Origin of the sequence: Chryseobacterium sp. SIMBA_038, from assembly GCF_046535115.1 — a bacterium.
GTDB lineage: Bacteria > Bacteroidota > Bacteroidia > Flavobacteriales > Weeksellaceae > Chryseobacterium.
In genome coordinates this window covers 242178-269041 of the sequence record NZ_JAWRXH010000003.1, presented here as the reverse complement: position 1 = coordinate 269041, position 26864 = coordinate 242178, and the positions used below count along the sequence as shown (strand labels likewise).

At 33.6% G+C, this 26864-nt stretch carries 28 protein-coding genes and 1 riboswitch; of the genes, 11 read left to right on the top strand and 17 right to left on the bottom strand.

Features of this window, described 5'->3' with window-relative positions:
* Positions 1-18: 18 nt before the first annotated feature.
* From SB689_RS12185 to namA, 7 genes are all read right to left on the bottom strand, one after another.
* Positions 19-993: a DUF2931 family protein gene (locus SB689_RS12185; RefSeq protein WP_410692411.1), complete on the bottom strand. Its 975-nt coding sequence runs from the start codon at positions 991-993 to the stop codon at positions 19-21.
* A gap of 64 nt (positions 994-1057) precedes the next feature.
* On the bottom strand, positions 1058-1228 hold the full coding sequence (locus SB689_RS12180; protein WP_157886029.1) for a hypothetical protein: 171 nt from the start codon (positions 1226-1228) through the stop codon (positions 1058-1060).
* A gap of 2 nt (positions 1229-1230) precedes the next feature.
* Entirely contained in the window at positions 1231-3162 is a 1932-nt protein-coding gene (locus SB689_RS12175) for a type VI secretion system Vgr family protein (RefSeq protein WP_410692410.1), read from the bottom strand.
* Positions 3163-3326: 164 nt separating this feature from the next.
* A complete protein-coding gene (gene tssD / locus SB689_RS12170; protein ID WP_072408290.1) occupies positions 3327-3731 on the bottom strand; it encodes a type VI secretion system tube protein TssD in 405 nt (134 codons plus the stop codon).
* A gap of 252 nt (positions 3732-3983) precedes the next feature.
* Positions 3984-4316 (bottom strand): CCC motif membrane protein, encoded by a 333-nt coding sequence (locus tag SB689_RS12165; protein WP_066755918.1) that lies wholly within the window; start codon positions 4314-4316, stop codon positions 3984-3986.
* 18 nt (positions 4317-4334) lie between these two features.
* Entirely contained in the window at positions 4335-4628 is a 294-nt protein-coding gene (locus SB689_RS12160) for a DUF2752 domain-containing protein (RefSeq protein ID WP_410692409.1), read from the bottom strand.
* A gap of 26 nt (positions 4629-4654) precedes the next feature.
* Positions 4655-5707: an NADPH dehydrogenase NamA gene (gene namA / locus SB689_RS12155; RefSeq protein WP_410692408.1), complete on the bottom strand. Its 1053-nt coding sequence runs from the start codon at positions 5705-5707 to the stop codon at positions 4655-4657.
* 104 nt (positions 5708-5811) lie between these two features.
* On the opposite strand from namA, the gene SB689_RS12150 reads away from it, so the two are divergent.
* The 3 genes from SB689_RS12150 (at position 5812) to SB689_RS12140 (ending at position 9766) form a co-directional block, all read left to right on the top strand.
* Complete coding sequence (locus tag SB689_RS12150) at positions 5812-6294, top strand: cytidine deaminase (RefSeq protein ID WP_066755912.1); 483 nt, start codon at positions 5812-5814, stop codon at positions 6292-6294.
* Between the two features lie 356 nt (positions 6295-6650).
* Positions 6651-6828: riboswitch (cobalamin riboswitch) on the top strand.
* Positions 6829-6860: 32 nt separating this feature from the next.
* Positions 6861-8690, top strand: coding sequence for a TonB-dependent receptor plug domain-containing protein (locus SB689_RS12145; RefSeq protein ID WP_410692407.1), 1830 nt, complete (start codon positions 6861-6863; stop codon positions 8688-8690).
* 17 nt (positions 8691-8707) lie between these two features.
* Positions 8708-9766 (top strand): DUF5074 domain-containing protein, encoded by a 1059-nt coding sequence (locus SB689_RS12140; protein ID WP_410692406.1) that lies wholly within the window; start codon positions 8708-8710, stop codon positions 9764-9766.
* Between the two features lie 399 nt (positions 9767-10165).
* On the opposite strand, the gene SB689_RS12135 is transcribed toward SB689_RS12140, so the two are convergent.
* The 9 genes from SB689_RS12135 to SB689_RS12095 all read right to left on the bottom strand — a co-directional run bounded on the left by SB689_RS12135 (position 10166) and on the right by SB689_RS12095 (position 17491).
* Positions 10166-11584: a CCA tRNA nucleotidyltransferase gene (locus SB689_RS12135; protein ID WP_410692405.1), complete on the bottom strand. Its 1419-nt coding sequence runs from the start codon at positions 11582-11584 to the stop codon at positions 10166-10168.
* Between the two features lie 188 nt (positions 11585-11772).
* A complete protein-coding gene (locus SB689_RS12130) occupies positions 11773-12321 on the bottom strand; it encodes an L-threonylcarbamoyladenylate synthase (RefSeq protein WP_410692404.1) in 549 nt (182 codons plus the stop codon).
* A 209-nt stretch (positions 12322-12530) separates the two neighbouring features.
* Positions 12531-12959, bottom strand: a complete 429-nt coding sequence (gene tnpA / locus SB689_RS12125; RefSeq protein WP_410692403.1) for an IS200/IS605 family transposase — start codon at positions 12957-12959, stop codon at positions 12531-12533.
* Positions 12960-13081: 122 nt separating this feature from the next.
* Positions 13082-13657 (bottom strand): DinB family protein, encoded by a 576-nt coding sequence (locus SB689_RS12120; RefSeq protein WP_410692402.1) that lies wholly within the window; start codon positions 13655-13657, stop codon positions 13082-13084.
* 21 nt (positions 13658-13678) lie between these two features.
* Positions 13679-14128, bottom strand: coding sequence for a GNAT family N-acetyltransferase (locus tag SB689_RS12115; protein WP_410692401.1), 450 nt, complete (start codon positions 14126-14128; stop codon positions 13679-13681).
* A gap of 5 nt (positions 14129-14133) precedes the next feature.
* Complete coding sequence (locus SB689_RS12110) at positions 14134-14613, bottom strand: nuclear transport factor 2 family protein (RefSeq protein WP_410692400.1); 480 nt, start codon at positions 14611-14613, stop codon at positions 14134-14136.
* A 194-nt stretch (positions 14614-14807) separates the two neighbouring features.
* A complete protein-coding gene (locus tag SB689_RS12105) occupies positions 14808-15947 on the bottom strand; it encodes a cystathionine gamma-synthase (RefSeq protein ID WP_072408265.1) in 1140 nt (379 codons plus the stop codon).
* Between the two features lie 134 nt (positions 15948-16081).
* On the bottom strand, positions 16082-16408 hold the full coding sequence (gldC, locus tag SB689_RS12100; RefSeq protein ID WP_410692399.1) for a gliding motility protein GldC: 327 nt from the start codon (positions 16406-16408) through the stop codon (positions 16082-16084).
* Positions 16409-16507: 99 nt separating this feature from the next.
* On the bottom strand, positions 16508-17491 hold the full coding sequence (locus SB689_RS12095) for a gliding motility protein GldB (RefSeq protein ID WP_410692398.1): 984 nt from the start codon (positions 17489-17491) through the stop codon (positions 16508-16510).
* 52 nt (positions 17492-17543) lie between these two features.
* On the opposite strand from SB689_RS12095, the gene SB689_RS12090 reads away from it, so the two are divergent.
* The 5 genes from SB689_RS12090 to SB689_RS12070 all read left to right on the top strand — a co-directional run bounded on the left by SB689_RS12090 (position 17544) and on the right by SB689_RS12070 (position 20616).
* Positions 17544-18191, top strand: coding sequence for a leucine-rich repeat domain-containing protein (locus SB689_RS12090; protein WP_410692397.1), 648 nt, complete (start codon positions 17544-17546; stop codon positions 18189-18191).
* Positions 18192-18459: 268 nt separating this feature from the next.
* Positions 18460-19254, top strand: coding sequence for an NAD(+) synthase (gene nadE, locus SB689_RS12085; RefSeq protein WP_410692396.1), 795 nt, complete (start codon positions 18460-18462; stop codon positions 19252-19254).
* An 83-nt stretch (positions 19255-19337) separates the two neighbouring features.
* A complete protein-coding gene (locus SB689_RS12080; protein WP_410692395.1) occupies positions 19338-19850 on the top strand; it encodes a ribonuclease domain-containing protein in 513 nt (170 codons plus the stop codon).
* A gap of 54 nt (positions 19851-19904) precedes the next feature.
* The gene (locus SB689_RS12075) at positions 19905-20213 is read left to right on the top strand and encodes a GIY-YIG nuclease family protein (RefSeq protein WP_410692394.1); all 309 of its coding nucleotides are present in this window, start codon (positions 19905-19907) and stop codon (positions 20211-20213) included.
* Between the two features lie 61 nt (positions 20214-20274).
* Positions 20275-20616, top strand: coding sequence for a barstar family protein (locus SB689_RS12070; RefSeq protein ID WP_410692393.1), 342 nt, complete (start codon positions 20275-20277; stop codon positions 20614-20616).
* 95 nt (positions 20617-20711) lie between these two features.
* Here SB689_RS12070 and SB689_RS12065 read toward each other — a convergent pair whose 3' ends face one another.
* Entirely contained in the window at positions 20712-22028 is a 1317-nt protein-coding gene (locus tag SB689_RS12065; protein ID WP_410692392.1) for a T9SS type A sorting domain-containing protein, read from the bottom strand.
* Positions 22029-22240: 212 nt separating this feature from the next.
* On the opposite strand from SB689_RS12065, the gene SB689_RS12060 reads away from it, so the two are divergent.
* From SB689_RS12060 to SB689_RS12050, 3 genes are all read left to right on the top strand, one after another.
* Positions 22241-23830 carry a helix-turn-helix domain-containing protein gene (locus SB689_RS12060; protein WP_410692391.1) on the top strand — a complete coding sequence of 530 codons (1590 nt, stop codon included), beginning with the start codon at positions 22241-22243 and terminating at the stop codon, positions 23828-23830.
* The gene (locus tag SB689_RS12055; RefSeq protein ID WP_410692390.1) at positions 23827-24957 is read left to right on the top strand and encodes a tetratricopeptide repeat protein; all 1131 of its coding nucleotides are present in this window, start codon (positions 23827-23829) and stop codon (positions 24955-24957) included. Before SB689_RS12060 ends, SB689_RS12055 begins: the two co-directional genes overlap by 4 nt.
* Positions 24958-25238: 281 nt before the next feature.
* On the top strand, positions 25239-26837 hold the full coding sequence (locus tag SB689_RS12050) for a T9SS type A sorting domain-containing protein (RefSeq protein ID WP_410692389.1): 1599 nt from the start codon (positions 25239-25241) through the stop codon (positions 26835-26837).
* The last annotated feature ends 27 nt before the right edge of the window (positions 26838-26864 follow it).

Here is a 26864-nt window from a genome sequence, read left to right as displayed (position 1 = left end):
TTGATGAATAAGGATAAATTATTCTATTTTTCGAGATAATCTGATCTTGGCTTTGGTAATTGGAAGCTCCTGTTTTTCTGTTTTTAATGACAGAGATGCTTTGGTATTATCAGGATTAACTTTAATCACCAAATCTATATTTTCTTCTTTTCCTAATTTTTGAAAAAGTTCAAAAATTTCTTTTTCGTCGAAAGAATCTATCCAGACTGCATATCTGTTTTTGCTTTTATCTCTCCAATAAAAACCACAGAATTTTGGAACAGCTCTTTTTTGATACGTATCATTATGTAAGCTTTCTGCGAAAAGATTTTCCTGTTCTCCGTTGTAATTATTAAATCCGAAATCGATCCATTCACCGCCTTCTGGAACCATGACCGAAGGTTTCCAATTATATCTTTCTCTGTAAACTTCATAAACATCAGGATTTGGATAGCCTTGTTCTTTTATTTTTGCTCTTATTTCAGGTTTAAATGTTTCATAAGACGGGTCATCCAGCATTCTGTCTGCAAAACCTTCTTTCAACATATATTTTGCATTTTCGTATGCTTTTTCCTTTGTAATAATTGTATCATGAGCCTGAAAAGCTCCAACTTCCTTCTGGTTTCCGGGGCCGTTGATCCATAATACAACTCTTCCTTTTGGCGCCAAACCAACTATAAAATTGGTGTAAGTTGTTTTTTTATTATTATCCTGATCTATAAAACCTTTTTTAAATAGATCATTTATTTTTTCTTTATCTAAATCCCATTTTCCGGTGTAAAATTTTCTTTCAACTAAAGAATACCATGTAAATTCTAATTTGTGAGGAATTTCCATCAATCTGGTTTCTACACTCATCGTTCCGCCTTCATTTCCCCAGCCTGTATTTTGTGTTCCCCAAATGGCATCAAAGCCGTAACTGAAATCATCAGCGATAATAGCTCCTTTGTACACTTCCATCGGATATTCCTGCGGTGCTGAGACGGTTCCTAACCAATTATATTTTTCTTCCATTCTTTTATTTTGACAACTTATTAATGAGAAACTGCACACAACAAAGAGAATCAGGAACTTGAATTTATTTGTTCCCATGAGACATTATCTTTTTATTGCTTGCCAAAACAAGGTTTCCTTTTTTAGCTTCTGTATTGATCTTTTCTGCAATTTTTTCAACTTTTTTACCAACACTCAGATGGTAGGAATCATTTACCTTGATCAATATATTTTTTGCGGTTTTTCTTATTGCCATGATTAGAAAAGTTTAGATTTTTCGGCACTGTTGAATTCTACAATTTTTCCACTCTGCATGGTCATATTTTCTTTTTCGCTGAACATTGATATTTCTCCTGCAATTTCATTAGAAGTTTCAGATTGTCTTCTGAATTCCTTTTCCACCATCTCGGTTCTTGTATCCGAAGATTCCTTGATATCACCTGTTGCCGTCATCATAATATCTGTTCCGGCAGTGGCAACAATATTTTCGTTCGCAGAACTTGTAATACTTTCTCCGGCATCAATTGAAATTTCTTTTCCGGCAGTGATGCTGATATTTTCTCCAGCTTTTAGAGTGAAATTTTTAGGTGCGTTGACCGAAATATTACCCTTACCGTCCATAAAGAAGTAATTTCCGCTTGGATCGATGATATTTACGCTTCCCTCTTCATCATTCATCAAAATTCGGATTCCGCTTCTGGTTTGAATTGATTTTAAATGATTATTAACTCCGCCACCTAATCCAACCGCTCCGTGGAACATTCCGCCCATTACGAAAGGTCTGTCGGGATGATTGTGAACAAAATTCACCATCACCTGATCTCCAACTTCCGGAATGGCAACATATCCTCTGTTTTGAGTGATTTCGTCTGTTCCACCCGCATCAGGACTCATCATTCTGATAAAATGAGTGGTTTCGCTCGTCTGCCAGTCAAATCTCACCTGAATTCTGCCCTGTCCTTCCGGATCAGCATTTGAAATTACGGTTGCAATTTGCGGTTCAGCTTTTGGAGCTGTAAATTCTGGCTTAGGTAAAAAACCTGTATCTGAAGCGATTCCTTTAAAACTTCCTTTATAATGTCCTAAAGTATCAATTTCATGTTCAGTTTCCGTGACCATGATTTTAGTGAAATAAGAGCTTTCATTAGTATCAACTTTTCTCATCTGAACATCAACCACGCAACCCGGATGTAAAAACGGAACGGTGGTAGATCCTGATAAATTAAAAACATTCACCGCTTCACTTCCTGAAGTGCTTTTTTGAGAATATTCAACATCAAGATGTGTTGATGCTTTCACAGGAGCTATGCGTAAAGAAGGTGTTTTAAAAATTTTATCGTTGTGTTCGTAAGCTGTTTTGGCCAAATCTCCAACATGCTGAATCGGTGTTGCTCCGGAAGTCAGTTTTTCATGTTTATTGCTGTTGTAGCCGTAGAATTGAGGTTTGGTGTGTACCGCTTTCAATTCAACTTTAATATCATTAGCGCTGCTTCCGTAAACAATTTTAATAGGTTTATTTTGAGGAGGAAGTTTTCCGAAATGAAGAACTTCACCGTCATAATAAAATTGTTCGCCATAAGCTTCCGCCATTCTTGCCAGATAATTGTAATGTGTTTCGTCGTATTGACTGCTGTAAATAATCTGAGAATAATCATTCGTATCAATTCTGATATCAAAACGACCTTTATCAATTCCCTGTTTAATAACCTCTTCAGCGATGATGCCCATATTTACGGGTTTATCACCTCCAAAACTTTGAATATGCGGAGCTCCGTCCAATAAAATTGTCGGGCTGTAACCTGATAAAACAATATTACCAAGACTCATTTTTTCCTGACTGAATCCTACTCCGGTAATTACTCCCACGAAGGTTCTTTCAGGGCTTTTATCAATGTCTTTATAAGAAATAACGGCTGTTAAGCGTTTTCCTAAGAATTTATTGGCTTCTTCTAAAGTGTGTGTCTGGCGGTCTCCCAAAGTATCGTGAGCCAAAGTAAGCGTAAACTCATGGTGACGCTGAGCACTTTGTTTTAAATTAAAATGCTTGTAATACTTTATCACTTTACCCTCAATTACTAAAGATAATTTGACCAAACGGTTGATTCCCGTGTGATGATTTTCAGAGACTCCATCTGCATTTTGGGAAGGACGAAACGAATTGCCTCGCGCCTGTTCAGGTGTGGTAGACATAATTTTGTGATTGTGATGTTTTTAAATTTATAAAAATTATTCAAACAAAGAAAATTTATAAAGTACAAATTGCGTTTTTGCTTTATAAAATAAACTTCTACTACAGGTAAAAAAAGACCGTCTTGAGGGACAGTCTTCTATAAATGTTTCTTACTTCTTGAGACTTAGCTAGATGGCCAAAGTCCTTCGTAAGCAGAATTTCCGTAATTGATTTTCTCTGCGCTTATCACGAAGCTGATCAGCATACTGTTTTCGTCTACAGCGTCAAAGTCTACTTCATGCTGGATAACGTAACCGTTTTCCCAGTTTAAAGTGATCAAAGTACCTTCTTCATGAGATTTGTTGAAAGTAACTTCTCCGCTTGTCGGCTTGTATTTACCGTTCAGTAAGCTTTCCAGAATATCTGATTTTTCTGTAGCTTCGATTGTAAGTTTTATAATTGCGTTAGATGGGTCTGATGCTACACGTCCTGAAACGTCTGTAGATCTTGCGACACTATAATTAAGTCTTAATAGTTTTTGACCTTCGCTTCCGTTGAATTTTAAGATTCCTCTTGAATTTGCTGCCATATCTGTAAATTTTAATCAATAAAGATTTTATGATTTTTTATTTTTGGTATAACAAAGATATATTTCAGGTTTCGATTCAGAAAGCTTTTACCGTGTAGATTCATATTTTGTAGTAATTCTACGATTCTTTTTCGCTTTTGTGTGAATTTAGATTAAAAATTTACAAATCAATCAAGAGAAGTTAACTTAAATTTTTTTCCATAAAAAAGACCGCAAAATTTGCAGTCTCTTTTGTTTTATCTGAGGATTTAATTATTGTCCCGTTAATTCTTTGATTCTTTCCTGCATCAGTTGAGGATCTTTCAGAGCATCCCAACCTAACGTAGAGATCACCACGACCAAATAGGCAATGTATAAAACACTTAATATAAGTCCAATGATACATAATATTCTACCTGTATTCAAATTGCTGTAATCTGAGTAAAGATCCGGGTTTTTCTTATACAGTTCGTTATCTTTTTTGTAAAGATACAATCCGATAATCCCTGTGATAATACCTACTACTCCGTAGCAACAACATCCGATGATAGATACAATTCCTAATACAAGTACCGCTGTGGCATTTGGTAATTTTTGTTGATTCATAGTTATAATTTTAATGTTTTAGTGCAAATTAAGATAAAAATGTTTGTAAAAATAAGCAATTACCATTATAATTGAATTAATAATCGCCATTATAATTAAAACATTTCCATAGTTTCTTTTTTTATCAATAAAACTTATTGCTACGGTAAATAAAAATATCAAAAGCGTATAAACAGCCGGAAACATATGAAAAGCATCAGAGAATCTCCCCTCAAAAACCATGACAATAGCTCTTTGGGCACCACAGCCAAAACATTCTATTCCTAAGAACTTTTTGCTTGGACAAGACAGCATGAAATCCTCTATTTTCATCTTTTTAAATAATTAATTTTATAAAATTAAGAAGAAATTTTCGCTCTTAAATACTGATGTGGAAAAAAGCATTCTTCATTCATCTCAAATGATCCCTGAACCGCGATGTATGGATTTCTTAAGATCTCTCTGGCAATAAAAATTAAATCAGCATCACCTTTTTGAAGAATTTCTTCCGCATGTTCTACTTTTTTAATTAAACCAACTGCACCGGTTTTTATTTCTGCTGCATTTCTTACCTGAGAAGAAAGAGGAACCTGATAGCCATCAAAAAGAGGAATCTTTACTCCATGAATGTTTCCCCCGCTTGAGACATCTACCAAATCAACTGAATGATTTTTTAATATTTTCGCCAATTCTACACTGCTTTCAATATTCCAGCCATTTTCAGCGTATTCTGTTCCGGAAATTCTTACAAACAGCGCAACATTTTCATTTAATTCTTCATTTACAGCATCTACAATTTCTAATAAAAATCGGATTCTATTTTCAAAACTTCCTCCATATTCATCCGTTCTGATATTGGAAAGCGGAGATAAAAACTGGTGAACCAAATAACCATGTGCACCGTGAATTTCGACCACATCAAAACCTGCTTTTACAGCTCTTCTTGCTGCTTCTTTAAAGTTTTGAACCTGTTCTTTGATCTCTTCTACTGTCAAAACGTGTGGAATTCTTTCTGTCGGATGATAAGGAATCGGGCTTGGCGCAACGGTTTCCCAACCTTCTTCAACAGGAATTTGCAAATTGTTCCAAGTTGAGCCTTTTCTTCCTGCATGTGCAATCTGAATTCCTATTTTGCTGTCTGAATTCTTGTGAACAAACTCAACAATTTTCTGTAGTTTTTCCGCCTGTTCGTCATTCCAGATTCCCATGCAATGGTTGGTGATCCTTCCACGAGGTTCTACGCCGGTTGCTTCTACTATAATTAATCCTGTTCCGCCCTGCGATCTGCTTCCGTAATGTACGTAATGGAAATCATTAGCCATTCCGTTTTCACTAGAATACATACACATCGGGGACATTACCCAACGGTTTTTTACTTCAACATTTCTGAATTTTATAGGAGTGTATAACATGTTTGATGTTTTGAATTTTAATTTAAAATTTTGAAGGACAAAATAATATTGCCCACTTGGTGAAAAAGAGGTAATTTTATCCCCCTTTTTTAGGTCCACAATATATGAAAAAAGACATACAGATAGGTTACGAATATTTTAAAAATAGCAGTGAACTTAGCGATATAGAAAATACTTTGTTCGCAAGAGCAAAACAAGCCAGAGAAAATGCTTACGCTCCTTATTCCAACTTTTTGGTGGGTTGTTCGGTTTTATTGGAGAATGGAGAAATCTTTTCTGGAAATAATCAGGAGAATGCGGCTTTTCCGTCAGGACTTTGTGCTGAGAGAACGACTTTATTCTGGGTAGCAGCCAATTTTCCGAATGAAAAGATTAAAAAGATCTTTATTGTTGGCGGACCAAGAGAATTTCATGAGAAAAATCCGCCCATTCCACCTTGTGGAGCTTGCAGACAAAGCTTAATTGAATATGAAACCAAACAGAATGAAAATATTGATCTTTATTTTTCGAGCATGAATGATGTGGTCGTGAAAGTGAATTCTATTAAGGATTTGTTGCCGTTTTATTTTGATGCTACTTTCTTATAGTTTGTGAGTGCTTTTTTTTAGCGCAAAGATCGCAAAGGTTTTCTTTAAAATCATTGAGAATATTTTTCGTTCGCAAAGGCGTTTCACTCAGCAAAATTTATTGTCATTACGAGGAGCAAAGCGACGAAGCAATCTTTTTTATCACTAATTGTTTTATGAGATTGCTTCACCTTCGGTTCGCAATGACGGGAACAATTGAAAAGGCGACAAATACCCTAGCCCCGATTGCAGAGAAAATCCTTTTTTGAAAAAAAAAGATTGTAACGGAAAGCGGGAAATAGCTCCTAAAAATAAATAAAATTGTTAATGGGTAATTATTTAAGCCTTTTACGATTTTGCATTTCAATTTAATAAATTATCTTTGCAAAAATTTTGGTTTCCAGTGTATTGGAATGAAAAGGGAATTGGGTGAGACCCCCAAACTGTCCCCGCAACTGTAAATCGCAACCGAAATTTCTACGAAAAACCACTGTGCAAACGGGAAGGTGTAGAAAAGCGAAAGTCAGGAGACCTGCCAAAATCATAATAAAAAAATAGATTGCTTTCGGAGGAAAAGTAAAATAGTGATGGATATAAAAAGATCTTTAGTACTGCTTTTTTCGTCTTATGGTTGTTTTCTTTTCGCACAGGAGAAAACCATTGACACCGTTTACGTTTTTGATAACCAAATGAGTAAGGTTAAGCTTTTTCATAACGTTACCACCATTACTCCTCAGGATGCTGAGAAAAACTCAACCAATCTTTCTGAAATTTTACGTTTTCAATCTGCCGTTTATATCAAAGAAAATGGTCGTGGAGCGGTTTCTTCACCATCTTTCAGAGGTACAACAGCTTCGCAGACTGCCTTTGTATGGAACGGAATTAATATTAACTCTAACTTTTTGGGTCAGGGTGATGTTAATAATATTCCTTTTGGGGGATTTGATCAGCTTATTGTAAAATCAGGTGGAGGAAGTGTAAGTTATGGCAGTGGCGCGATCGGTGGAAGCATCCATTTAAATAACAATCTGGATTTTAACAGAGGAGCTCACGCTTCGTTATTTTCTGAGGCGGCATCTTTCGGTACTTTTAATAATTTGCTCAAAGCTTCTTACAGCAATGAGAAATTCAGTTTTAAGGCTTCCGGTCATTATTCTATTAGTGAAAATGATTATGAAGTTGAACAATCAAATAATTATATCAACAGAAACGGAAAATACAATAATACCAATTTCAATTTTTCGGCAGCTTATAAAATAACACCTCATCACCAAATCTCTTGGATCTCTGAGTTTTTTAATGGAAATCAGCATTATCCTGTTTTCTTTGAAAGCCAGACTCCGACGAAATATGAAACTCAAAATGTAAGAAGTTTAATTTCTTGGGATTGGAATAAATCTAAGTTCAGCAATTCATTTAAAGCGGCTTATACAGAAGAAAATTTCCAATATTTTGGCAATATCAACGGGCCAAAAACGAGTGGCGGAACAGGGAAAAATTATATCCTGAAAAATGATTTTAATTATTTTATTGTTCCAAAATTAAATTTCAACTTAATTACAGAATTTCAGGTTAATAAAGGCGAAGGTTATGCATCCGGAATCGATCATATAAGTAGAAATGTAGGTTCTGTAGCGGGATTACTTCGTTATTTTACAACGAAAGATCTTCGTTTTGAAGCCGGAGTTAAAAAAGATTTTGTTGAAGATATCAGTTCGCCACTCCAATTTTCGTTTTCAGGAAAATGGAATGCTGTTGATTGGTATAATGTGGGAATCAGTGCTTCAAGGAATTTCAGATTTCCAACATTTAATGATCTTTACTGGAGTCCGGGCGGAAATAAAGATTTAAAACCTGAAACATCTTATCAGTTTGAATTGAGAAATCAGTTTAACATTGCTGGTGTACAACTTTCAGTTACTCCGTATTATATGAAGATCAAGGATATGATCCAATGGCTGCCTAGTCCGGTAGGATATTATTCAGCTTTTAACACTAATAGAGTTGAATCCTACGGAATTGAATCCAGAATCGATTATGAAAAAAAATTCGGGAAGCATAATTTGAGAACGAATCTAGGCTATTCATACACCAAATCTACCAATCTTGATACTGGTAAACAGTTGATGTACGTTCCTTTCCATAAGTTATTTGGAAATATTGATTATCAATATGACTTTATGAGATTGTATGTTCAGGGAATGTTCAATGGGTTGACTTATGCCGATACCAACGAAAAAAGAGAAGATGCTTTAGAACCTTATTTCGTGATGAATGCAGGTATTTCTGCAACGATTCTTAAAAATTATACAGTAGGTTTTAAAGTGAATAATATTTTTAACCAAGTATATGCAACGACGGCATTTTATCCGATGCCTTTGAGAAATTATAGCGTGAACTTGAATATCAATTTTTAAATAAATAATTAAATATAATGAATATCAGAAAAATTTTAACTCTTGCATTTGCGACAACATTACTTTTCAATGTTTCTTGTACTAATGAAACCACCGAGGAGATTCTGGAGGTTACCTTTGAAAATGGAGTTCTTATCACCAATGAAGGTGGATTTACAACTCCGACAGCAGAGGTTTCTTTTGTGACTAATGATCTTTCTGCATTAGCTAACAAAATTTATTCAGGAAAAAATAATGAAGTTTTAGGAAACGTTTTACAGACTATCGGTTTTGATTCTGATAAAGCTTATCTGGTTTCAAACGTACCTAATAAAATTGATATCGTTAACAGATACACCTTCAAAAAACAGGCTACAGTAACTACTAATCTTCAAAATCCAAGGTATATTGCTTTTTCGGGAAGTCAATATTACGTAACCAACAATAACTTTTTTGATGTAATGAAATTGAATGTCTATAACAAAGACAATTCTTTCGTAAAAAGCATCAGTTTCGCAAGATCTGCAGAAAAAGTAGTTGAAGCCGGCGGAAATATTGTAGTACAAACTGACGGTGTTACCTACGAATCTACTCCTCCTTACAGTGAATTGCCAACAGGATACACAATTACGATTGTAAAACCTTCAACAAACGTTGTTGACAAAACTGTAACGCTACCAAGCAACGGAATCATCAGAGATCTTATCTCTTATAGCGGAGATGCTTACGTTTTAGCCTCTGACAATACGAATTCTTACATCTATAAGATCAATTCAACTACAGGAACGTTTACAACGACAACGTTGACGGCAATTCCTCAAGCTCAGAAATTAAGAGTGGATGGTAATAAGTTTTATTTCACTAACTCAAGCAACAAAATATATTCTATGACTGTAGGTTCTACAACTGTTCCTACAACTCCTATTGTGACTACAACAGGAAATCTATACGGATTTAATGTAATTGACGGTAAAATTTTCGCTTCTGATGCAAGCTTCACTGCAGACAGTAAAGTGAATGTTTATAATGCAACTAATGGTTCTTTATTAAAAACTTTCACTACAGGAATCGGAACCAACGGTTTCTATAAAAACTAAAATTTACGCTTCGGCGTATAATATATAAATTTTTATTTTTTTTCATCATTTGTGTTTTTTATCCGGGCGTCTCTTCGAAAAGGCGGCCGGATTTTTTTATTTAGTTTTATTCAGAATATATTTTAAACAAGACATCTCCAAAAAACCGATAAACCACCATGTTGGAAATCTAAAATATGTATAAAGAAGTGTGAAATTATCTACAATCTCAACATCTTTTGTAACCTTTTGAATTTCAAAATACATAGACAAAACGGGAGTCAAAAAGCCGAATAATTAAAATGCAACCAGATAAACTATCCAGTTGCATTTTTTTATTATTTTATATTTCCAGACTCCGAAATTAAATATTAGCATTAAAACTAAAACATAAAAATCAAACGTTCCTAAAAGCATATATTATATTTTCAAACCTAATTTCTCGGCTTCTGCGATCACAAATTTTGTAGCTTCTTCTTTATCATTAAGAATTTCGCCTTCCAAAATGGCTTCCTTTACTTTTTCCTTTAAAATTCCGATCTCACGTCCGGGTTTAAGATTAAACATTTCCATAATCTCTTCTCCTGAAATGGGTGGCTGGAAATTTCTAACGTGATCTTTTTCTTCAACCTCTTTTATTTTAACGGCAACGTATTCAAAATTCTTTTTAAATCGCTCCTGTTTTTTAGAATTTTTTGTTGTTATATCAGCCTTACAAAGTGTAAAAAGATCTTCCATATCTTCGCCAGCATCGAACAACAATCTTCTTAATGCAGAATCTGAAGCATCATCTGTAATCAAAGCGATTGGACGAGATGAAAGTTTTACCATTTTCTGAACATACTTCATGTCTGGACCTAAAGGTAATTTCAACTTCTGAAACATTGTTTTTACCATTTTTGAACCTAAAAACTCATGTCCGTGGAAAGTCCAGCCTGTTCCTTCAACGAATTTTTTTGTTGGTGCTTTTCCGATGTCGTGAAGCAATGCAGACCAACGTAGCCAAAGATTTTCCGTGTTCAAAGAAATGTTGTCTAAGACTTCCAACGTATGATAAAAGTTATCTTTGTGCGTTTGACCTTCTACTTCTTCTATTCCTTTTAATTCGATTAATTCAGGAATAATTAGTTTCATTAGTCCAGTTTCTTCCATCAATGTCAATCCTATTGATGGTTTTTTGGAAAGCATGATTTTATTAAATTCAACCATGATTCTTTCCATTGAAACAATTTTGATTCGCTCTGCTTCCTGTTTTATGGCTTCTAAAGAATTTTCTTCGATTTTAAAATTTAAAGTTGATGCAAAACGTACTGCTCTCATCATTCTTAACGGATCGTCAGAATACGTTTGAGCAGGTTCTAATGGAGTTCTTAAAATCCCTTTTTCCAGATCTTCAACACCATTGAACGGATCAATCAACTCTCCGAAATTATCTTTGTTTAAAGAGATCGCCATTGCATTAATGGTAAAATCTCTTCTTTTTTGATCATCTTCCAACGTACCGCCTTCTACTTCCGGTTTACGGCTGTTTTCTGTGTAGCTTTCTTTTCTGGCACCTACAAATTCAAGCTCCAGATCTTTGTACCTGATCATCGCCGTTCCGTAAGTTTTAAAAACAGAAACCTTCATTTTAGGATCTATTTCTTTGCCCACACTTTCGGCAAGCTCAATTCCGCTTTGTTCGGTCACAAAATCAATATCCGTTGAAGCTTTTCTTTTTATCAAAAGATCCCGAACATATCCGCCGACAATATATACCGACTGATTATTTTTGTCCGCGACTTCAGAGATTATTTTGAAAAGCTTTAAGTTTTTATTTTGATTAAGATTAATGAACATTTTTTTAGATGCTTAAATATTTAAAGTTTAGATATTAGATTTACAATCAGAATTCAAATTATATCCGAATTACCGACCATTATCTAATGTAAAACCACTAAGAAATTAAGTTTATCAAGCCGCTGACTTCATATTCTTAATGCCTTAATGGTTGAATGATTTTGCAAAGATAATTAAAATCTTTTCTTTTACTCGCGAAGAACTTTTATTCTGTTATCACTCCATATTTTTATCACAGATGAACCTGAATATTTTGATACTTTCTCTCTATCTTCCTCCACCGCATAATCTACCGAATCAATAATTTCTTTTGAGATATCCGAAAATTTCAACGGACTTTTATCTCCACTGAAATTCGCTGAAGTTGATACCAAAGGTCTGTTTAATTTTGTAATTAATTTTTTACAAAAATCATTTTTCACCAAACGGATTCCGATACTTCCGTCTTCTGCTAATAATTCTTTCGGCAATCCTTTTGGATTTTCATAGACTAAGGTTACAGGCTTTTCACTCAAGTCCATAATTTCCCAAGCCATTTCCGGAACGTCTACCAAATCCTGTAATCTCTTTTCAGTTTCTACCAAAATGATCATGGATTTATTTTTTTCACGCTTCTTAATATCAAAGATTTTGTTGATGGCGTCTATGTTTGTTGCGTCACAGCCAATTCCCCAGATTGTGTCTGTTGGATATAGGATGGTTCCGCCTGATTTTAATATGTTGATGATGTTTTCCATAATTTAATCTAAACTTTTTGAGTTTTGGCTAAAGCCAGACTGAAAATTTAATATTGATAAACGGGTTAAAACCCGTTCCTATTGATTTTATTCGACCGCAAATTTACAAATCTTTAGACATAAAATTATAAATTAAAACGCTCTATTCAATAGGAATGGGCTTTAGCCCATTCAACTAAAAGATAAAATCATTTGGCTTTAGCCAAAACTTAAATTACAAATTTGTATCTATCCATAAATTCCTGATATTCTTCCGAAAACGTTTTCTTGTGGTGGTGCTTTTCCTGATTTTTAATATAATTTCTTACAGAATCAATCATCGATTCTGAAACTGATACCGCAAAGTATTCATCTTGCCATGAAAATTTTTCTTTTGTCAATTGATTTTTATTAATCCAATTGGAAGATTCTCCTTTTATTAGTTGTACAATTTTTTCTAAATTTTGATTTGATCCTAAAGAAATCAGACAATGGCAATGATCAAAATAACCATTAATCATATCTAAATAAATACCTTTTTCTGAAGCATTTTCTTTAATATGTTTCCAAACTTTTACTCTTAACTCTGGCTTGTCTAAATAAGGAATTCTATTTCTTGTTGAAAAGACAAGGTGTACATAAATTTTAATGAATGGCATTTGTGTTGTTTTGCCAAAAATAAGAATTCATTTTAAATTTTGGCTAAAGCCAATTGATTTTCTGTCATAAAAAAACGGGCTAAAGCCCGTTCCTATTGATATATTTATAATATTTTATAAAATCACAACTTCGGCAAATACCTTTCCTCAATAATATTCAAATGATGAATATTATGTCCAACAATTAATTTACCGATAGTTTCTACAGAAATTTCGTTTCCATTGGCAGTTCCGATATTATTTAAAACTGATGGATTTAATGTTTCCAATAAAATTTGAGAAGATTTTCTGATCAGTTTATATTCTTCCAGCAAAGATTCTAAAGTTCTTTCGTTAGCAAAAGAATTGTTAGCATACAATTCTTCATCAAAGCCCGGAAGTTCATTTTTATCTCCTCTTGCAAATGCTAAAATTCGATATTGAAAAATTCTTTCTGTGTCTGATAAATGGAGAAGCAATTCTTTCAAAGTCCATTTTCCTTCATCGTAAGCAAAAAGAGATTGTTCTTCTGAAAGTTTTGAATAAATATTTATCGTTTTTTCTCCGGAAATTTTCAATTCTCCCAACCAATCTTCGGATGGAATATTGTCTAAATATCTCTGAACGTATTTTTGAAAATCAGTCATGTTAATATGGGTAATAAGTAATATAATTGATAAATGATAAGCGATAATTGATGACGATCTTACTTTAATCATTTATAATTTATCAATGATCATTTATGAATTGTTCGTCCATTCATAGAAGTTAACAGAATCATACAATTTGAAACCGCAAGCCGGGTACAATTGATTTCCGATGTCGTTAGATTTCCCTGTTTCCAGCAAAACTCCGCAGGCATCAGTAGATTTCGCCAATTGTTTAGCTTCTTCAATTAATTCTTTTGAGAAGCCTTTTCCACGGTGGTTTTCGTTGACATATAAATCATTCAACAGCCAATATCGTTGCATTCTTGTTGAGGAAAATATTGGAAATAACTGAACAAAGCCAATTAAATTTCCATTTTCTTCAGCAACAAAAATTTCGGAATCTTTATTTTCGATTCTTTCGTTCAGAAAATTTTCAGCGGCAGGAATATCAGATTCTTTATGATAAAAAACTCTATATTGATCAAATAATTCAGTCAATTGAGGCAAATCCTGAATGGTAGCTTTTCTTGTATTTTTCATGCTAATTATAAATGATGGTCGTAGCTTAAAACTCTTTTCATTTTCCAGTCTTTACCATCCAAAATCCATAAAATAGTGAATTTTGCACGGCTTCCTTTCTTCCATTTTCCATTATTCAATTCAGCGAAATCATGTTCACCTTCCTCAATGAAAGCATACAAAACATTATTGTTGTATAAAGGATAAACTTTCATACTGTTAGGAACCAATTCACGTTTCACCTTATTCGGATTACCACAAATATTATTTTTGATAGAAGCAGTGAAAGCTTTTTCACCTGAAGTAATTCCGCCTTTGTCGTGGTAAAATTCTAAATCATCACTCACGATAGAAGGATAATGAGAAAGATCGCATTTATTAAATCCGATATTGAATATCAAACTGTCTAATTTCTTTGCCGTCTTGTATAATTCATCGGTGGTTTTCACCTGAGAATATGCAATTTGACTTAAAATTAATAGAACTAAAATCTGGATTTTTCTCATTATACTTTATTTTTTTATTAACCACAAAAGACACAAAAGCTTTTACACTTAAGTATTTTAAAGTTCATTATTACTCTCCATAAAAATACACTTAAGTTTTTGAAAATCTTTGATTTTTCTGTTTTGTGAGCTTTTAAATTAAATATGCTTAAACTTAATAATTTATTTTGTGTCTTTTGTGGTAAAAAACTTTATTAAGAAAAAGCTTTTTCTAAATCTGCAATAAGATCTTCTGCATCTTCAATTCCAACGCTTAAACGAACTAAATCATCGGTAATCCCAAGTTCAGCACGTTTTTCAGCAGGAATAGAAGCGTGAGTCATCAACGCAGGGTGATTGGCAAGAGATTCTACTCCACCAAGAGATTCTGCTAACGTGAAAACTCTTACTTTCTCTAAAAACTTAACCGCATCTTCTTTTTTACCAGATTTGAAAGTGAAAGAAACCATTCCTCCAAAATCTTTCATTTGAGCTTTTGCCAATTCATATTGTGGGTGAGATTCCAATCCCGGATAAATTACTTTATCTACTGCAGGGTGAGATTCAAGGTATTTCGCCACTGCCATTCCGTTTTCTGAATGTCTTTGAACCCTCAATGCCAATGTTTTAATCCCTCTCAACACCAAATAAGAATCGTGTGGTCCTAAAATTCCACCACTTGCAAACTGGATGAAGTGAAGTTGATCTCCCAATTCAGCATCTTTTGCAACCAAAGCTCCGGCAATAACATCAGAGTGACCCCCTAAATATTTCGTTGCAGAATGCATTACGATATCAGCACCCAAATCAATTGGTCGCTGTAAATAAGGTGTCGCGAAAGTATTATCAACAGCAACTAGGATATTTTTTCCTTTTGCAATTTCTACAACAGCCTTAATATCAACCAATTTCATCAATGGATTCGTTGGTGTTTCAATCCAGATTAGTTTTGTTTTATCTGTAATAACGTCAGCGATTTTTGAAGCATCATCAAAATTCACGAACGTAAATTTCAATTGATATTTTTCAAAAAGTCTGGTAAACATTCTGTACGTTCCGCCATACAAATCATCTACTGCAACAACCTCATCGCCTGGATTTAATAATTTTAAAACACAGTCGATTGCCGCCAAACCAGAACCGAAAGCAAGACCTCTTGCTCCGTTTTCAATGCTTGCCAAAGAGTCTTCCAACGCCTGTCTTGTAGGGTTTGCCGCTCTTGAATATTCATAACCTGAATGTACTCCAGGACTTTTTTGTGCGAATGTAGATGTCAAAAATACAGGAACATTCACAGAACCCGTTGCAGATTCGTGATGTTGCCCTCCGTGAATAACTTTTGTATTAAAATTCATACTTTTTTGCTTTAGGCTTTAAGCTTTAGGCAATAGGCTTTAATCCTTTCTGCTAAAACTTAATGTTTATTAATATTTTTAGCTTAATCTGTACGCAAAAAGCTTACCGCTTACTGCCTACAGCTTATCGCTTTTTACATTTTTATTGCAGACTTTACAGCAAATTCTTCTGCGATCTGCTCGATCCATTGTGCTACATCGTCCTCTCCTGTTGCTCTTTGGTACGTACTTCCAAGAGAAACTAAAATTTGGTGGATAAACATTTTCATTTGATCAACAGGCATTTCTTTTGTCCAAAGATCAATTCTTAATGCCTCCATTTTTTTATCATCCCAAACGGAAATCATCGTTGCTTTCGTGTCTTCTTTTTCAACACCTCCATCTTCTGCATTCCAAGTAATTACTTCAGGAATGTGGTTTTCATCTAATTCAACGTCTATCGTAATTTGAGTCTTTCTCATAACTTTCTATATATTTCTAATAATTCTATTTTTTACTGTTGGCTTTTAGCGCAACTTCTAACTTCTAACTTCTAACTTCTAACTTCTAACTTCCCAGCCTTATTTAACTTTCGGCTTATATCCTGATTGATTAAAAATCGTTGTAGCATCCATTTTCAGAAAATCTACAAGTTTTGTATCAGGTTTTTCTTTAAAATAAGCTCTACAAACCTGCCATCCTGCGAAAATTCCGACTTGTGGTGAAGATTCATTGTCTATTTCTGTGTAAAATTTGGAGAATGGTCCCGGAGCAATAAAACGCTCTACCAATCTGTGATCGTCCCCAAAAATCAGGTTATTTTCAACAAAATAATTCCAAATATTAGCTTCATTTGTTACTGTCCAGTCATATTGTTTTTTGGTATAATTCATTTTCAGATAGTCAGGAAAATTCGGTAAAAATGCATCCTGAACCATCATTATTTTTCCATTAAGAATGATCTGATCAATAAATTTTTGGTGATCAGGCGATTCTTTAACCACATTTTCAGCAAAAATCTGTGAAACTTTAGGTACAATATTCTGAGGATTCATTGATTTCTGGAAATACAGTTCCAATCCTTTATAATTAGGATTTCCGTCTCCCATAAAACCTGTAACATCTATGAACAGAAGGTTTCCTTTATCATCATAAAAAATAGGATCCTGAATCATTTGTAAAGCCGATGAAAACAAAAACACTTTCGGACTTTTGAATTGAGGAAAATAATATTTAATATGAGAAAACAATTCCTGAAGCTCTTTCTGAAGCTTATTCTGGTCGATTTTACCGATTGCTTCTTTATACAATTTTACTTCTCCGGCGTCGGTTCTTCTTTTTCCGAAATCTGCATCAGAGACCGTTCCCTGAAACCAAGGAAATTGAGCTTTAAACTGATCTAAACTTACATTCGGATCATAAAATTGTTTCGAAATATCAGTAATTTCAACTTTTTCGGCAGGGTTTTTGACTTCCACATTCCATTGGTTCTGAGCATCTTTCTTACAAGAATTCAAAGCCAAAACTAAGAGTGAAGAGAGTGCAATAGTTCTAAAAATCTTCATTATTTTTACATGAAATTTAAGTTTACAAAAATACGGATTTAAACACAACCAAATGATGAAAAATAAAATATTTATAACAACGATTTTAAGCCTGACATCTGCCGTTTTCTTTGGTCAAAACCTTACTTTTAAGGATAAAAACCTCGAAAAAGCGGTCGCAGAAAATTTTGATATTAATAAAGATAAAGGAATAAGTAAGTTTGAAGCAGAAGCAATTACTAACTTATTTTTAGTGAATAAAGGCATTACTTCAACTGATGATCTGGTTTATTTCAAAAATGCTACAATGGTCGTTTTGGATGATAATGCAATTGCAAATGCAGCAATAAAAAACCTCAGCAAATTGGAATTATTTTCTTGCACAGGCTGTAAGATTTCTAAATTTGAGGCTGATAATGTGCAAAATTTAACATCTTTATATCTTGACAATAATGCTATTGAAAATATCATGTTCAGAGTAGCACCGAGAATTAATCAGTTAACTTTATCATTAAATAAATTAAAAACGATTGATCTAAGTACACTGAAAAATTTAAGAAAACTAAATCTTGAACATAATCAACTTCAAAAACTGGATATTTCTTTAAATAAAGATATGCAAACCTTGAATTTAGCAGGAAATAAGATGAAAGAAATGGACGTAAAAAAAGGTTTAAAAACTGATGTTACTATTTTCTTAGATGAACAAAAAGAACAATAAATCAAATAATAAAGTCTATTAAAGTCAAATTTTAATTCAGAAATAATCATCTACCTCGAAACGTAAAGATATTATTGAGAATACATTTCAAAATCATGATTTTAAGACAAAAATCCTAAGTTTAGATGCAAAAAAACCACTAATTTTGGAATTTCATTTTTATTTGAAGCTTCAAAAGGAAATGACATGAACAAAAACGGATTGAAAACACAAGTAACAAAGTAAAATATTCTAATAAATTCAGAATAGACTAAAAAAAATATAAACAATGCAGACACAAAAAGTAACAGATCATATTGTAAACTGGTTAAAAGATTATGCTACAAAAGCAAAGGTAAATGGGTATGTTTTAGGAGTTTCCGGAGGTGTGGATTCCGGAGTTGTATCTACTTTGGCAGCAATGACGGGATTAAAAACTTTGTTAATTGAAATGCCGATTCGTCAAAAAGAAGATCAGGTAAACCGCGCTTGGGAACACATGAATGATTTGAAATCAAGATTTCCAAATGTAGAAACAATGTCTGTAAATTTAACTCCTGCTTTTGAAGAATTATATAAAAGTTTCGATGTTCACGATGATCTTTATCCTAATGAGAAATTGGCTTTTGCCAATACAAGATCTCGTTTAAGAATGCTTACGTTGTATTATTACGGTCAATTGAACGGACTTTTAGTATGCGGAACAGGAAATAAAGTAGAAGATTTCGGAATCGGTTTTTATACAAAATATGGTGATGGAGGTGTTGACGTCTCTCCTATCGCTGATCTTTATAAAACTGAAGTTTATAAATTAGCGAAATCTTTAAATCTGGTTAAAAATATTCAGGAAGCTATTCCTACTGACGGACTTTGGGATGTTGACAGAACGGATGAGCAACAGATCGGAGCAAGCTATCCCGAATTAGAAAAAATTCAAAAAGAATACGGAACAAAAACGGCTGACGATTATGAAGGTCGCGATAAAGAAGTATTTTTGATTTTCGACACAATGCATAAAGCAGCCAAACATAAAATGGATCCTATCCCAGTTTGCGATATTCCTGAGGAATGGAGAGAAGGATAAAATGTGAATGGTGAATCGTCAATTGTGAATTTTAAAAATTGACGATTCATTTACGAAGTAAAATTGACAATTGACATTAAATCATGAACAGTAAAACAAGGCCTTTATTTTTTATCTGTCTCGGACTTCTTTTTGGAATGTCTGCGATGTACATTTACAATAATTTTATTGCTGATAAAAAAGATAATTCAAATACTGTAAAAACAGAAACCGTTACTTATGGTAATGCAGAAAATCAAAATTCAGTTGATAATTCTTCGAACCAACAGCCGATTGATCAGTTAACGAAAGATAAAACGGTCATTAGTTATGTAAAACAAAATCACCGACTTCCTGATTATTATATCACAAAAAGTGAAGCCAGAAAGCAAGGCTGGGATCCGTCAAGAGGAAACCTCTGTGATGTTTTGCCCGGAAAAGCAATTGGCGGAGATAAATTCAACAACAGAGAAGGAAGTCTGCCAAAAGATGAAAAATATTTTGAAGCCGATGTAAATTACAACTGCGGAAACAGAAATGCAGACCGAATTATTTTCACCAAAAACGGAGATGTTTATCTTACCAAAAACCATTATAAAAGTTTTGAAAAGCAGTAGTTAGAACGGTCATTGCGAGGAGCGAAGCGACGAAGCAATCTCAATAAAAAATAAATGAAAGCAGGTTTTATTTATATCATAACCAATAAAAATAATACAACTCTTTATACTGGAGTAACATCAAATTTGCCTAATCGTATCCAAGAACATAAAGAAAAATTTCATGAATTAAGTTTTACAGCAAAATATAATTTGCAAAAATTAGTTTATTGGGAGTCTTTTCAAGAAATTGGAGATGCAATTTTTAGAGAAAAACAAATTAAAGCAGGTTCAAGACAAAAGAAATTAGATTTAATCAATTCTATAAACCCTGAATGGAAAGATTTAACGGATGAGATCAAAGAGATAATGAATCGTTTTTGAGATTGCTTCGTCGCTTCGCTCCTCGCAATGACAAATAAATTAAAGAAATAATAATAAAGATATGAAGACAATATATATAGACTTCACCGACATTGGTGACGATGAAGATTTTTACACTCAATTAAAAGAAAAAATTACTCTTCCTGAGCATTTCGGGGATAATTTGGATGCCCTTTCCGATGTTCTTACAGGAGAATTGGAAATGCCTCTTCACATCGAATTTGTGAACATGACCGTAGATCAGCTTGAAAGCTTTGAAGATCTGTTAACAACTTTAGAAGAGACTGAAGAAGAATTGGAAGGTTTTACTTTCAGTTATTATCTAGAACAATATGAAGGCGACGATGATGACATCGAAGAAGAAGAAGAAGAAGATAATGATGAAAACGATGAACAAAAATAATTAAATTCTGATCATCAAATAAAAAAACAAAACTCGCAGGGATGAGGCTGCGAGTTTTTTGGTCAGTCAAGTTTTTTTAAGTGTCTAATCTTACTTTACTCTTTTATGAATTTATAACTCTGCGAAACTTCCCCTTTCACAAATATTTGTAATACATAATTCCCTTTAGATAAAGATGCTACGTCAACCTGATCTTGTACGGAATTTAATGATATTACTTTTTGACCGACCATATTGTATATTTCTGCTTTTTCAATTTTACCAGCTCCTTTTATGTAAAGAATATCTTTAACCGGATTTGGATAAATTGATACATTCGTTTTATTTTTAACTATTTCATTCGTTGCAAGAACCTCATTCGGAAGCTGAAGATAAAAAGCAACTATTTGACTTGAGGAATTCATTCCTATCCCTGCAATTTTTTTCCCGTCCTGAGATATTGCCAACGGAAGAGACATCGTCACACCTTGTGTATTGACCCCTACCGATGTAGCATAATCATTTAAATTAACACGTCCTCCTGCCTGAGTCCAAATAAAGCCTTCTCCAGTCATGGGCGGTCCGGGGAAAGGCCTGAAAAAGCCAATCACTGTTTGTCCGTTAGCTGATATTCCGGTCGCACCACCTCTGAAGAAGACGGAGGAATTAGGATGTGTTATGTATGTAAGTCCGGACACACTGTTCCAAACATAAGGTTCTGGATCACCTGTTCCGATAATTGTATTTCCGTCGGCCGAAACTCCTCCGGCTTCCCCTACATTATCGCCATTACTATCTTTAATAAAACTTTCTACTCCGTTTACCCATTTTGCACCGCTTCTGGTTCCGTCAAAGTCGTCTTGCCAGCCAACGATTACAGTTCCGTCTGTATTTATGGCATTTGCTCTTGAACTACTTCCGGGAATCATGCTTCCGAGATCTACTACTCCACTTTGAGCATTCCATTTTACAGCATGTGCACTTCCTGCAGTAATCCAACCCAAACCTACAATTGTATTACCGTTTGGTGTCATTCCCCAAGTTGAGCTTACACTTCCGTCCCATCCGGTAGGAACAAGTCCACCCTGATTCGTCCAGGTAGAAGTTGCCACATTATAGTTTGAGATTTCATTAAAACCTGTTGCCGCATTTGTAGCTGTAGAACCTATCTTTGTTCCGTCACCGGAAATAAGCGTTCTTCCTGCTGCGGGATAGCCATTGGTTAATGATCCGATCTGAACCATTCCATTTACGGCGTCCCATTTAAAAATATCTCCACCGCTCGTCTGCATACTTACGATTCCGTTATCAGAAATACCGCCAACAGTATAATTACCTGCTGCCATTACCGTGAGCTGTGCATCAGCCACTGAAAATCCAATCAAACTACAAGCAAATAATGCTTTCCTTGAAATTTTATAAATATTTTTCATATTTCTTTGGGTTTACTATTTTGAATTGGTGGAAACAATATTAATATTATATTTACTCATTGAAAAGATAATGACTTACAAAATTCGTGAAATTTAAAAGAACTTAATATTTAAATCTCTAAAAAACAAACCTATATAAAAACTTTATTTTGAGGACAGATCGTAAAAAGATTGAAAAAAAACCTATAAAAAACAACCCATTGATCAAAAAAATGCTGAAAAGTAATGCTCAGCTGTTGATTCTACTATTCTTTTCAGTTTTTGTAAACGGACAGTCGAGCCCGGATTTTAATATTTTAGCGGATAAGGCTTTTCAGAAATTATACCAAAATCCTGATGACTGCATCAGTTATTCACAAAGTCTTCTCATCAGCGATCAGAGCATTGAACACAAAATTGTATTGCAAAATATAATCTCCCAAGCATACGCTATGAAAGGAGATTACGTACAGTCTGTGAACATCTTAAGCCAAAAAGAAAACGGAGAAAAAGAAAGTTTTTCTTACTTTATGCAGATGTTTGGAGATTATAATCTTGCCGACCAATATCAGAATTTAGATCTTTATAATCAATCTCAGGAAATTATCTCTAACCTTCTGTCTGACAATAAATTATTTAATAAAAGTGAAAATCCAAAGATAAAAATTACGATTGCAAAATTATATCAACTTCAGGCTCTTAATTTCGGGATTAATAGAAATTACGTTTCAGCATTAGAAAATCTCGATAAAAGTGATCAGTTTATCAATGATAAAAATGAAGAAAACAAGATCATTGGAACCGAAAATAAAATCTTCCGTTCATCTTATTTAATGAGGCAAAATAAATTGGAAGATTCAAGAAAATTGCTTGAAAAAACAATTTATAACATTAATAATCAAGAAAATAACACTTTTCTCTACGCACTTGCTTATGAAAACTTGTCACGTTATTTCTTCCTCAAAGAAGACTATAATTCATCAATTCAGAACTTAGAAAAAGGATTATTGAAAATTGAAAACATTCCTTATGACGGATTGAAAATTAAAATTTATGAATCTTTAGCTAAAAGTTATCTGGCACTTCACAACGACGAAAAATATCATTATTACAATAAACTTTATATTGATCTGAAAACAAAATTAGATTCCAACACCAAAGAAGGAATCCGATATATTGTAAAACTGGTTGAAAATCATCAAAGTCAAAATCTTGAATTTCAAGAACAAAATGAATCAAAGAAATTTTGGACATTAACATCGATTATCTTATTAATTATCATCAGTTTAATTTCCTATTTTTTAATTGCAACCAGAAGAAATAAAGACCTGAAAAAGCAACTCGATTTCTTTGAAAAACAGAAAAAATGGGAACAGACGATTCATATAACCGTTCCAAAAACGGAAGAACCTATCATTATTGTTGATAAAATTATTGAAAAAGATTCCAATAAAATTTCCAAAGAAAAAGAAGATGAAATTCTGCAAAAACTGGAAGAATGGGAACATACAGATCGATATTTAAACAAAAACATGTCACTTTCTATGCTTTCTGCGCAAATGGGAGTCAATACCAAATACCTTTCCGAAGTCATTAATACTACCAAAGGAAAAAACTTCAATGGATACATTAATGAATTGAGAATCAATCACATTGCTCATCTATTAAAAACAGATTGCACTTACCTCAATTATAAAGTAAGTTATCTCGCAGAATTTTCGGGGTTCTCCTCCCACAGCGCGTTTACGACCGTTTTTAAATCTGTGACGGGAATGTCTCCCAATGTTTATATTCAGGAAATCAGTAAAAACAGAGCATCATGAAATTAGTTTTAAAAATACTTGTATTCACTTTTTTGATTTGTCAGATTTCTGTTCATGGACAAAAAATTTCCGATGATTCTCTGATGAAAAAAGCTCGTCTGGAAATTTATGATAATCCGGAAAAAGCGATAAATATTGCTAAAAATCTCTTGAAAAAGGAAAAAGATATTAATAAATCTATTACTATTTATTTACTTCTTTCGACTGCAAATATTGCCAAAAGAAACTTTGACGAATCGCTTCAATATATTTTAAAAGCTAAAGAATTGTCTCAAAAAACAAATGATTCTAAAATGCAGATCAGCGTTTTGGTTTCTGTGGCGATACAATATCAACAGATGGAATTGTTCAGCAAAAGTCTTGAAACCCTTAATGAAGCTGATATTCTTCTTGAAAAATTACCCGACAATGTTCCCGAAAAATTGGTTGAAACAGCCAGAAGTTATGCCATTCGCGGAATGATTTATAAAAGCCAGTCCAATTCTGAAATTGCCCTTGAAAAATTCCTGATTTCAATCAAAAATTTCGAAAAAGTAAAGGTTAAAAAAAACTCATTTGCCAATATGAGTGTTGTTTATTACAACATTGGATATTGCTACATCAATCTTAATCAGACAGAAAAAGCTAAGTCTGCTTTCTTGGAATCTATTAATTATGCTCAAAAAAGCAATGCCAAAAGTTTAGAAGCATTTGCATTAAAAGGTCTTGCCGAAATGCATAAACAAAAGCATGAAAACGAAACTGCTTTAAATCTTTTACTAAAAGCAGAAAATCTTTGTAAAAATACAGGCGATCTTGTTCTAAACGAAGGAATTTATAAGGAAATGTCTGAAAATTATCTCGCTACAGGAAGACCGGATTTGTATCAAACTTACAATAAAAAGTATTTTGAGATGCGCTTCAAAAGAGAGCAGAATGAACTTACCTCAATCAATCATTCTATAGATAATCACAATAAAGAAACTGTAAAAAAAAGCAGTGAGATCAAAAATTATTACAAATACCTTACAATTTCAGTTGTTGCTTTCAGCATTATTTTGATAGCATTATTTTCATATTTAAGCCTGAAAATAAGAAGACAAAATAGAAATTATCAGAAAGAAATCCAAAGACTTATTAAATCATAATGGAAAATGTTTAAAAAAAACATTACAACATAATCAACAATCCGTGATTTAATTTACACTATTACAACCAATAAAATAATTTAAATAAACATTGTGTAATTTTTTATAAATATTAATACAAATTTAACTTGCATACTATTTAAATAATTCGGAATTTCGCAAAACACAAATTGTAAATTAAAAATTCTAAAACATAAAATTTACACACGATGAAAAACACAACTACCAATTGCTGCAAATGGTTATTTTTACTTATTTGCCTATGCTTTCTTTCAAACCCTATGAAAGCACAAACGTACACCAACACGTATAATGGAATTAATTACTCATCCACCAGACCCTACAATCTGAATGTCGTTTATTTTGTTCCGAATGACATCACTCTGGACATCACTTATAAATCCAGATTAAGTGCTCTTCTGCTTTGGGGACAAAATTTCTATAAACAGAATATGATCAGCAATGGCTACGGTTCTAAAACTTTCGGGCTTTTCACCGAAGTAGCAAATCCAAATAATATTAAGATCATACTTATTCAGGGAGCACATCCAAGTTCGGCATATCCCTATAATGATGCCAGCCAACTGACTGCTGAGATTAACAGTTTCTTTGCAAACAACCCATCACAAAGAACAAGTGAACATACCCTTGTTATTACAGCTGCTGCAGATTTAGCTACAGCAAATGTTCCTTTTTATGGTACGGGAAAAACATGCTATGCTCTCGATTATCCACAATTCGACATACAATACCTAGGAACCTACACTTATACATTCACAGGCTGGTTTGGAGGAATGATGCATGAATTAGGGCACGGAATGAATCTACCTCATAGCCATGAAACAAATACCGAAACCAACAATCCGAATCAGGGAACAAACCTCATGTTTTATCATGGTACTTTGGGAGCTTCTCCTACTTTTGTAAACCGAGCAGGAGCTGCTATTCTTAACAATTCTCAAATATTTGCAGATACTCCAGGCGTACGTTATAATGGGCATTCCGCAAGATTTAAAAGTATTCATACATCCTTTAGTGGTGGAAATCTAAATGTATCAGGAACTTTTGAATCTAATAGAACTGTAAAAGATGTAAATATTTACCAAGACCCTTATGCAACTCCCAGTGCAGGTTATTATAGAACAGCATGGTCTGTAGCACCTATTGGAAATACTTATTCTGTAAGTATGCCTGTAAGTGAACTTTCTACAGCCACCACCGGACCCTATAATTTACAAATAGAACTTGTACTAGAGAACGGAGAAGTAGAATTCATTTACCTACCTTTTTCTTATGCTAACGGAATTCCTGACATTAATGTAAATTTTGACGGTGTTTCTGCCTGCGTTGGAGGTTCATTACAATTCTCTACCACTACTACCGGAACATCATATAAATGGCAATATTTGTCTGGTGCAAGCTGGCATGATTATCCGGAAGCTACCGTACCAGGATATGCTACGTTTTCCGGCACTCAAACTCCAACGATGACAATATCTAATATTTCATCTAACTACATAGCAGACCCAAATACAATAAGAGTTGGCAGTACACAAGCTGACGGATCTATAAAATATTCTGGCGTGCAAACCTGGAGAGCAATTAATTGTACACTGGCAACATCTGAAATAAAAGAAGATAAAGAACAAAGTGTTTATCCAAACCCTGTAAAAGATGAATTGACGGTTAATTTAGGCTCGGTTAAAGACGATTATGATATAGAAATCATTAATAGTTTAGGTCAAATAGTTTATAAAACAACAACTTCCGATCAAACATTGAAGGTTCAATTATCCGATAAAACTTCCGGACTTTATATCGTCAATATAAAAGGCAGTAAAACAGGAAGTAATAAGTCTATTAAAATTATTAAAAAGTAATAACAACAATTTACCACACAAAAAAAA